The sequence below is a fragment of the Aeromonas sp. MaB10011B genome, assembly GCF_017939325.1.
Lineage (GTDB): Bacteria > Pseudomonadota > Gammaproteobacteria > Enterobacterales > Aeromonadaceae > Aeromonas > Aeromonas caviae.
On sequence record NZ_JAGKRK010000022.1, the window covers coordinates 93589 to 102431 of the forward strand.

Sequence of the window (8843 nt, forward strand, 5' to 3'; positions counted from 1 at the left end):
GTAACCCCGAGGATCCCCGATGAAGAAGTCTCTCCGCGCCTTCTGGTTATTGATTCTATTGCCTTTTGGTCTGGTGCAGGCGGCCGAGTTCAAGCTCACGGGCCGCACCACCTGGCAGCTTGGCCAGTTGATGGTCAACGGCATTCCCTTCGTGCTCGATGAGCGCACCCGCTTCAAGGATGGCCTGGATGAGGACGATCTCGGCGGGACCTGGGTCGATCTGGAAGGGGTCGTGCAGGAGACGGCTGCAGGGGCGCGGCGGCTCGTTCGCGAGGTGGAGGCACTGGAAGAGGAGGACGAGATGGAACTGGAAGGGCCGGTGGAAGGGGGACGGATCTGGGGTTATGTCACCTCGGATGGGAGCCTCTCCCCGTTCGAGGGACGCTGGCTGGAGCTGGAGTGCAAGTTTGACGGCATGCGCCTGAGCCAGTGCCGGGAGGATGACTGACCGGTCAGGGCGGACCGGGAAAAATTGCCCGTCCGGGGCCATAGTTAAACCTCACCCCGTGACCCCGGACCGCCTGCCATGACCCGAACCGCACTCTGCCTGCTGCTGTTGCCCTTCTGCACCTTTGCCGACGACGCCGAGCTCTGGCTGGTGGAGCTGGAGCACAACGACGGGGTGCGCCTGCAATTCCAGGGGGCTGAGCTGGAGCTCGGCAGTGCCGAACTGCACGGCGTGGCGCAGCCGGACGGGCTCGTGCCCGGCATGCACCTCGCGATCCAGAGCCGCTACGGCGTCGCCGAGACGATCCGGGTGCTCGACGGGGCGCCGGATCCGGCGCTCGGGGCCAGTTGGCGGCGGGCGGAGGATCGACTGCTCACCCATAATCAACAGGCATTGCTGCTACAGGATCTCGGCGTGCTGGTGTTTGATGCTGACACTCGCTGGATCAACGGCAGCGCCGCCGATCTGCAACCGGGTCGCCGCCTGGTGCTGAGCCGGGATGAAGAGGGCCGCCTCACCGATATCCTCATTCCTGACCCCGAGGATCCTCTCGACGCCGAAGAGTGAGACCTCTCTCCCTTTCCCCTTGTTAATGGCTTGTACTTTAAATTTCCCCACTTATACTGGCGCACATCTTGTCGGAGTGCTGACCGTCGAACGACGCTAAGCTGAGACCGTTAATTCGGGATCCGTGGAACCTGATCAGGTTAAGACCTGCGAAGGGAAACAAGGGTAACTTGCGGGTTACCGCGCCGGGGAAGGCACACCTTCCCGCCAGCTGGAGGCAGACCGCCTCTGGCTGGCACAGGCGCACAGGGGGAGGTTGTCCCGCCGGGCCGTCAGGCCTGCGGATCTGCCACACAGGGCAGAGGGACGGCAGAGCAGGGAAGATCCATGCCCGGCTCACTCCCCCGAGCACACCCCGCCGCAAGTTCATCTTCTCCTCGAACTCCAGACAAGCAAACACCCATAACTTCAACCAGTTAATGTGAGTTTTGCTATGTCTACCAATGTTTCTGATACCACCAAATCCAGCCGCCGCGAGCAGCGCTCCAGCGCCCAGACCTTTATCGACAACCTCAAGGGGATGGCTCACCCCAACTCCCGCCGCATCTTTATCCAGGGTTCTCGCCCTGACATCCGGGTGCCTTTGCGGGAGATCCAGCTGGCCGACACCTTCGTCGGCGGCACCAAGGACGCTCCCCAGTTCGAGCCCAACGAGCCGGTGCCGGTTTACGATACCTCGGGCCCCTATGGGGAAGAGGCTGCCCCCATCGACGTGCGCCGCGGTCTGCCGCGCCTGCGCGAAGCCTGGGTGCTGGAGCGTGCTGACACCGACGCGCTGGAGGGGTTGAGCTCCACTTTCACTCAGGAGCGGCTGGCGGACGAGGGGCTGGATCACCTGCGCTTCGAGCATCTGCCAAAGCCGCGCCGTGCCAAGCCGGGCCGCCGGGTCACCCAGCTGCACTACGCCCGCGCCGGCATCGTCACTCCCGAGATGGAATTTATCGCCATTCGCGAGAACATGGGCCGTGAGCGGGTGCGCTCCGAGCTCCTGCGCACCCAGCACCCGGGTCAGGGCTTTGGCGCCAGACTGCCCCAGAACATCACCCCCGAGTTCGTGCGCGATGAGGTGGCCGCCGGTCGCGCCATCATCCCCAGCAACATCAACCACCCGGAAGCGGAGCCCATGATCATCGGCCGCAACTTCCTGGTGAAGATCAACGCCAATATCGGCAACTCGGCGGTCACTTCCAGCATCGAAGAGGAAGTGGAGAAGCTGGTGTGGTCCACCCGCTGGGGCGCCGACACCGTGATGGATCTCTCCACCGGCCGCTACATCCACGAGACCCGCGAGTGGATCCTGCGCAACAGCCCGGTGCCCATCGGTACCGTGCCCATCTATCAGGCGCTGGAGAAGACCAACGGCATCGCCGAGGATCTCACCTGGGAGCTGTTCCGCGACACCCTGCTGGAGCAGGCCGAGCAGGGGGTGGACTACTTCACCATCCACGCAGGCGTCTTGCTGCGCTTCGTGCCCATGACCGCCAAGCGCCTCACCGGCATCGTTTCGCGCGGTGGCAGCATCATGGCCAAGTGGTGCCTGTCCCACCACAAGGAGAACTTCCTCTACGAGCACTTCCGCGAGATCTGCGAGATCTGCGCCGCCTACGACGTGAGCTTGTCGCTGGGTGACGGTCTGCGTCCGGGCTCCGTCTATGACGCCAACGACGAGGCCCAGTTCGCCGAGCTGCGCACCCTGGGCGAGCTCACCAAGATTGCCTGGGAATACGACGTGCAGGTGATGATCGAGGGCCCCGGTCACGTGCCCATGCACATGATCGAGCGCAACATGACCGAGCAGCTCGAGCACTGCCACGAGGCTCCCTTCTATACCCTGGGCCCGCTCACCACCGACATTGCCCCGGGGTACGATCACTTCACCTCCGGCATCGGCGCCGCGCTCATCGGCTGGTACGGCTGCGCCATGCTCTGCTACGTGACCCCCAAGGAACACCTGGGCCTGCCCAACAAGGAGGACGTGAAGCAGGGGCTCATTACCTACAAGATCGCCGCCCACGCGGCTGACCTTGCCAAGGGCCACCCGGGCGCCCAGATCCGCGACAATGCCATGTCCAAGGCGCGCTTCGAGTTCCGCTGGGAGGATCAGTTCAACCTGGCCCTGGATCCCGACACCGCCCGCGCCTACCACGACGAGACCCTGCCTCAGGAGTCCGGCAAAGTGGCCCACTTCTGCTCCATGTGCGGGCCCAAGTTCTGCTCCATGAAGATCACCCAGGACGTGCGCGATTATGCGGCGAAACTGGAAGCCGTAGAGATAAAGCTGGTCGGCATGGACGGTCAGCAGGAGCGGGTGGTGGCCGAGGTGGAGAGCGGCATGGCCCGCATGGCTGAAACTTTCAAGGAGGCCGGCGGCGAGATCTACCATCAGGCGGCGGCGCTGAAACAGGCCGCAGGGGAGGAGGCGTGAGCAGCGCAAGCGGGGCTGTCAGCCCCGCCGATCTGTCGCCCGTGACCGACTCCCGCCCAGTTGTCTGGACCATTGCCGGTTCAGACTCCGGCGGCGGTGCCGGCATTCAGGCCGATCTGCACACATTGCACGACCTCGGCGTGCACGGCTGCTCCGTCATCTCCGCCATCACGGCCCAGAACTCGGTGGCGGTGAAGATGGTCGACCCCGTGCTGATGCAGACCTTCGCCGCCCAGATCGATGCCCTGGGGCTGGATCTGCCACCCGCCGCCATCAAGATCGGGCTGCTGCCGACCCGGCTGCACGTAGAGGTGCTGGCCCGTCGCCTGTCGACCGTCGAGGCTCCCTTCGTGGTCTACGACCCGGTGGCCATCGCCAGCACCGGCACCCCCATGGCGGAGCCCGGCATGCTGGTGGCGGTGCGCGAGCACCTGCTGCCACGTCTGTCGCTCATCACCCCCAACGGTCCCGAGCTGGAGGCCCTGACCGGCCTGCCCGCCACCAGTCCCGAGCTGGTGCGCCTCGCCGCCCGGCGGCTGTGCGAACTCGGCGCCCGTGCCGTGCTGGTCAAGGGGGGCCACCTTGAATGGGGCGGGGATCTCTGCCTCGACTACTACCAGGACGAGAGCCGCGAATTCTGGCTCGCCGCGCCGCGCCTCGATACCCGCCACGGTCACGGCACCGGTTGCGCTTACGCCAGCGCCATCGCCGCCGTGGTGGCGCAGGACTATCCGGTGGAGGACGCCATCACCCTGGCGCGGGCCTACCTGCAACAGGGCTTGGCGGCGGCGCAGGGGGTGGGGGCAGGCCCGGGGCCCATCGCCCATCTCGGCTGGCCCGCTGACCTTGACCACTTCCCCCGTGCCGTGCTGGCGGGTTCACCGCTCGATCGCCGCTTCGGACTTTATGAAGCGAGCAGCGCCCGTCTGCCGGATGGCCCCTTCGCGCCGACCGAACACAACCTCGGCCTCTATCCGGTGGTGGACTCGGTCAAGTGGCTCAAACGCCTGCTGGGGGCCGGGGTGAAGACCATCCAGCTGCGGATCAAGAATCTGCCCGCCACAGAGGTGGCGCCGGCCATTCGTGATGCGGTCGCGCTCGGTCGCCGCCATGGGGCACGGCTCTTTATCAACGACTACTGGCAGCAAGCCATCGAGGCGGGTGCCTGGGGCGTGCATCTGGGGCAGGAGGATATGGAGACCGCCGATCTCGCCGCCATTCAGGCGGCCGGGCTGCGCCTTGGCATCTCCACCCACGGCTACTTCGAGCTGATGCGGGCCCGCGAGCTTGCCCCCTCCTATATCGCGCTGGGCCATATCTTCCCGACCAACACCAAAGCGATGCCTTCGCGCCCCCAGGGGCTGGCGCGGCTGCACCACTACCGCGCCCTGATGGGCGACTGGCCCACGGTGGCCATCGGTGGCATCGGCGAGGAGCGGGTGGCTGCGGTCAAGGCAAGCGGGGTCGGCAGCATTGCGCTGGTCTCGGCCATCACGGCGAGCGATGACTGGCAGGGCGCGACCGAGCGGCTGCTCGCTGCCGTGGGGGCGGGGGATGAGCCGCGCTCGGCCAGCGTGATACGGGAGGCAGAACATGCGCTCTGATGCCGCGTCTCTCAGTGACAAAGAGTATCTGAGATACGGCCGCCAGCTGATGCTGGCGGAAGTGGGGGAAGCCGGTCAGGCGCGGCTCAAGGATAAATCCGTGCTGATCGTGGGCTTGGGCGGGCTCGGCTCGCCGCTCGCCCTCTATCTGGCCGGGGCCGGGGTCGGCACCTTGTGGCTGGCCGATGGCGACACGGTGGATTCCAGCAATCTGCCGCGCCAGATCCTGTTCGATAGCGAGGCGGTCAACCACTCCAAGGCGGAGCTGGCCCGCGAGCGCTTGGCCGCCCACAACCCTATGGTGGAGCTGATCGCCATCAACCAGCGACTCGATGCCGCCAGCCTGCCGGAGTTTGTGGCCGAGGTGGATCTGGTGATCGACTGCTGCGACAACCTCGCCACCCGCCAGGCCATCAACGCCGCCTGCGTGGCCCAGGGCAAGCCCTGGGTCTGTGCCGCCGCAGTGGGCTGGCAGGGGCAACTGATGGTGCGCACCAGCAGCGATCACGCCTGCTACGCCTGCCTCTATCCGCTGGATACCGAGATCAGGGAAAGCTGCGAGACCAGCGGCGTCACCGGCCCGCTGGTCGGGGTGATGGGCTCTTTGCAGGCGCTGGAGGCGCTGAAACTGCTGCTCGGGATGCCGAGCCCGGTGGCGGGCACATTGCGCCGGTTTGATGCCCTGACCCATCAGTGGCAGACCCTCACGCTGGCTCCCGACCCCGATTGCCCGGTTTGCGGCAGCACCCACCCGGCCCTGGAGAATTAACCATGAAGATCCGATTGAACGATATCGAGCTGACGCTGCCCACCGGCCAGCGCCTGACTGAGCTGCTGGCGGTGCAGGAGATTCCCCCTCAGGGGGTAGCGGTGGCCCTCAACGGCGCCGTGCTGCCCCGTGGCCGCTGGGCCGAGACCCGTCTCAATGACGGGGACGAACTCCACCTCTTCACCGCCATTGCCGGAGGCTGACCCATGATGCTCGCAGTCCCATCTTCGCGCGCCCTGCCTTGCGGCGGGGCCTCATCTCTTCTTATCGCAGTGGCGGGAGGCTGACATGCTCAAGATTGCCGATCACACCTTCTCTTCGCGCCTCTTTACCGGCACCGGCAAGTTTGCCCGCCCGGAACTGATGGCCGCCGCCATCGAGGCGAGTGGCTCCCAGCTGGTCACCATGGCCATCAAGCGGCTCGAACCGGGCAAGGCCCACGACGATATCCTCACGCCCCTTCGGCAACTCGGGGTCAAGCTGCTGCCCAACACCTCGGGGGCCAAGACCGCCGCCGAGGCGGTATTTGCCGCCCACCTCGCCCGCGAGGCGCTGGGGACGAACTGGCTCAAGCTCGAGATCCACCCCGATCCACGCTACCTCTTGCCCGATCCCATCGAGACGCTCAAAGCCGCCGAGCAGCTGGTGAAAGAGGGCTTTGTGGTGCTGCCCTACTGCGGCGCCGACCCCGTGCTGTGCAAGCGGCTCGAAGAGGTGGGTTGCGCCGCCGTGATGCCGCTGGGCGCCCCCATCGGTTCCAATCAAGGGCTGGTGACCCGGGAGTTTCTCTCCATCATCGTCGAGCAGGCCAATGTGCCCGTGGTGGTGGATGCGGGGATCGGTGCGCCGAGCCATGCCGCCGCCGCCTTTGAGCTGGGGGCCGATGCCGTGCTGGTCAACACCGCCATTGCCGTCAGTGGCGACCCGGTCGCCATGGGCCGCGCCTTTTCACTGGCCTGCACTGCCGGGCGCAGTGCCTATGAAGCCGGTCTCGGCGCCCGCGCCCTGCAGGCCCAAGCCTCCAGCCCGCTTACCGATTTTCTGGGGGCGTTATGAGTCAGCATGCCAATGACCCCACCCCGACCCTCCCCTTGCCAGGGGAGGGAGTGTCGACTCCGCCCTCTTGTGAAGTAGGAGATCGGGGGGGCGGATTAACACCTCCCCCTTGTGAAGGGGGAGGCCGGGAGGGGGTTGAGAGAAAGTCGGAGAGTTTTCTCGATAGATGGCTCGAGCTGGGGTGGGACGATATCGGCATGCAGATCCGCGCCAAAACAGCGGCAGATGTAGAGCGGGCGCTGACTACCTCCCGCCGCACCCTGGCGGACTTTATGGCGCTGATCTCCCCGGCCGCCGAGGCGTATCTGCCGCAGATGGCGGCCGAGGCCGAGCGGCTGACCCGCCAGCGCTTTGGCAACACCATCGGCTTCTATGTGCCGCTCTATCTGTCGAACCTCTGTGCCAACGACTGCACCTACTGCGGCTTCTCCATGAGCAACCGCTTGAAGCGCAAGACCTTGAATAGCGAGGAGATTGAGCGCGAGTGTCTGGCCATCAAGGCGCGCGGTTTTGACAGCGTGCTGCTGGTGACCGGCGAGCACGAGCACAAGGTGGGGCTCGCCTATTTTCGGCAGGTGTTGCCCATCATCCGCCGTCACTTCAGCACGGTGGGGATGGAGGTGCAGCCCCTCTTGCAGGATGAATATGCCGAGCTGAAGACCCTCGGCCTCGATTCGGTCATGGTCTATCAGGAGACCTACCACGCCCCCACCTACGCCCGCCATCACCTGCGCGGCAACAAGCGGGACATCGCATGGCGCCTCGCCACGCCGGATCGGCTCGGCCGCGCCGGTATCGACAAGATAGGGCTGGGGGCGCTCATCGGTCTCTCCTCGGACTGGCGTGCCGACAGCTACTTTGTCGCCGAGCACCTCGCCTGGCTTGAGCGCCACCACTGGCAGAGCCGCTACTCCCTCTCCTTCCCGCGCCTGCGCCCCTGCACCGGTGGGCTGGAACCTGAAGTGGTCATGTCGGATCGCCAGCTGGCCCAGCTTATCTGCGCCTGGCGCCTCTTCTCGCCCACGCTGGATTTGTCGCTCTCCACCCGCGAGTCGGCCACCTTTCGCAACGGCGCGGTGCGCCTTGGCATCACCCAGATGTCGGCCGAGTCGCGCACCCAGCCGGGTGGCTATGCCGAGGGGGATAAAGAGGAGCTGGAGCAGTTCGCCATCCACGACGACCGCCCGGTGGGGGAAGTGGCCGCCGCCGTGCGGCAGGCAGGGTTGCAGCCGGTGTTCAAGGACTGGGAACCCTTCTTGGGCCGATAGGGGCGGCCACGCCCCCCTTTACCGGCGGCGTCCGGTATAACGATTGGGCGCCGTTCGGCCACACACCTTGCTGGTGGCGACGCTTTGGCTCCCTCCCCTGCGAAGGGGAGGGCTGGGGAGGGGTCTTGATGCGATATTTCATTGCCATCGTAGGGTCGATTAGCCGTCAGGCGTAATCGTCCGCTTTGTGGTGTGTGTGATGGCTGGCACGGCTTCGCCGTGCAGGACGCGAGGCCGCTGGCCTCGAAGGTGTTTCGCCCGCCCTTCGGGCCGGGGCGAGTGACTTTGGAAAGACCCAAAGTCACCAAAGGTCTTCTCCCCCGCTTATTCGCCCGACTTAGTCGGGTTCCTTCGGCTCACCCGCTTGTCCGACGGCACGCGGCGACGGGCCATCCATGGCCCGGCGCCGCTCGCTCGACATCCTGTCTCGCGGCCTGGACAAGCGTGCTCGCCTCAGCGAATAAGAGGGGGAACCAAAACCGTGCCCGCCATAACCTCAGGGAGTGGTCGTAGGGTGCAATTCGCTTCGCTTATTGCACCCTACGGTAATACACCCTGTGTGTATGGAGATGGTATTCACCTGACAGTTGCCCACAAAAGGGAGTGGTCATACGGCTTCAAACCGGATAACAAAACGGTACCCCTACCGTGTTATCTGGAGTCACCGTATGACCACCAACGAGAAAGTAGCACGTCGTAAACTCAG

General features: G+C 65.5%; 8 protein-coding genes and 1 riboswitch. All 8 genes read left to right on the forward strand.

What is annotated here, in order from left to right; genetic code table 11:
- The first annotated feature begins 19 nt into the window (after positions 1 to 19).
- The 8 genes from J9893_RS08685 (at position 20) to thiH (ending at position 8137) form a co-directional block, all read left to right on the forward strand.
- Complete coding sequence (locus J9893_RS08685; RefSeq protein WP_103858553.1) at positions 20 to 448, forward strand: hypothetical protein; 429 nt, start codon at positions 20 to 22, stop codon at positions 446 to 448.
- 78 nt (positions 449 to 526) lie between these two features.
- Positions 527 to 1015, forward strand: coding sequence for a hypothetical protein (locus J9893_RS08690; RefSeq protein ID WP_103858552.1), 489 nt, complete (start codon positions 527 to 529; stop codon positions 1013 to 1015).
- Between the two features lie 62 nt (positions 1016 to 1077).
- A riboswitch (TPP riboswitch) is annotated at positions 1078 to 1191 on the forward strand.
- Positions 1192 to 1448: 257 nt separating this feature from the next.
- Complete coding sequence (gene thiC / locus J9893_RS08695; protein ID WP_279604289.1) at positions 1449 to 3440, forward strand: phosphomethylpyrimidine synthase ThiC; 1992 nt, start codon at positions 1449 to 1451, stop codon at positions 3438 to 3440.
- Positions 3437 to 5044, forward strand: coding sequence for a thiamine phosphate synthase (gene thiE / locus J9893_RS08700; protein WP_143238161.1), 1608 nt, complete (start codon positions 3437 to 3439; stop codon positions 5042 to 5044). Before thiC ends, thiE begins: the two co-directional genes overlap by 4 nt.
- The gene (locus tag J9893_RS08705) at positions 5034 to 5813 is read left to right on the forward strand and encodes a HesA/MoeB/ThiF family protein (RefSeq protein WP_113978248.1); all 780 of its coding nucleotides are present in this window, start codon (positions 5034 to 5036) and stop codon (positions 5811 to 5813) included. The genes thiE and J9893_RS08705 overlap by 11 nt, the downstream gene beginning before the upstream one ends.
- Positions 5814 to 5815: 2 nt before the next feature.
- Positions 5816 to 6016 (forward strand): sulfur carrier protein ThiS, encoded by a 201-nt coding sequence (thiS, locus tag J9893_RS08710; protein ID WP_039040452.1) that lies wholly within the window; start codon positions 5816 to 5818, stop codon positions 6014 to 6016.
- Between the two features lie 85 nt (positions 6017 to 6101).
- Positions 6102 to 6869: a thiazole synthase gene (locus J9893_RS08715; protein WP_113978250.1), complete on the forward strand. Its 768-nt coding sequence runs from the start codon at positions 6102 to 6104 to the stop codon at positions 6867 to 6869.
- On the forward strand, positions 6866 to 8137 hold the full coding sequence (thiH, locus tag J9893_RS08720; RefSeq protein ID WP_210600127.1) for a 2-iminoacetate synthase ThiH: 1272 nt from the start codon (positions 6866 to 6868) through the stop codon (positions 8135 to 8137). The genes J9893_RS08715 and thiH overlap by 4 nt, the downstream gene beginning before the upstream one ends.
- Positions 8138 to 8843 lie beyond the last annotated feature (706 nt).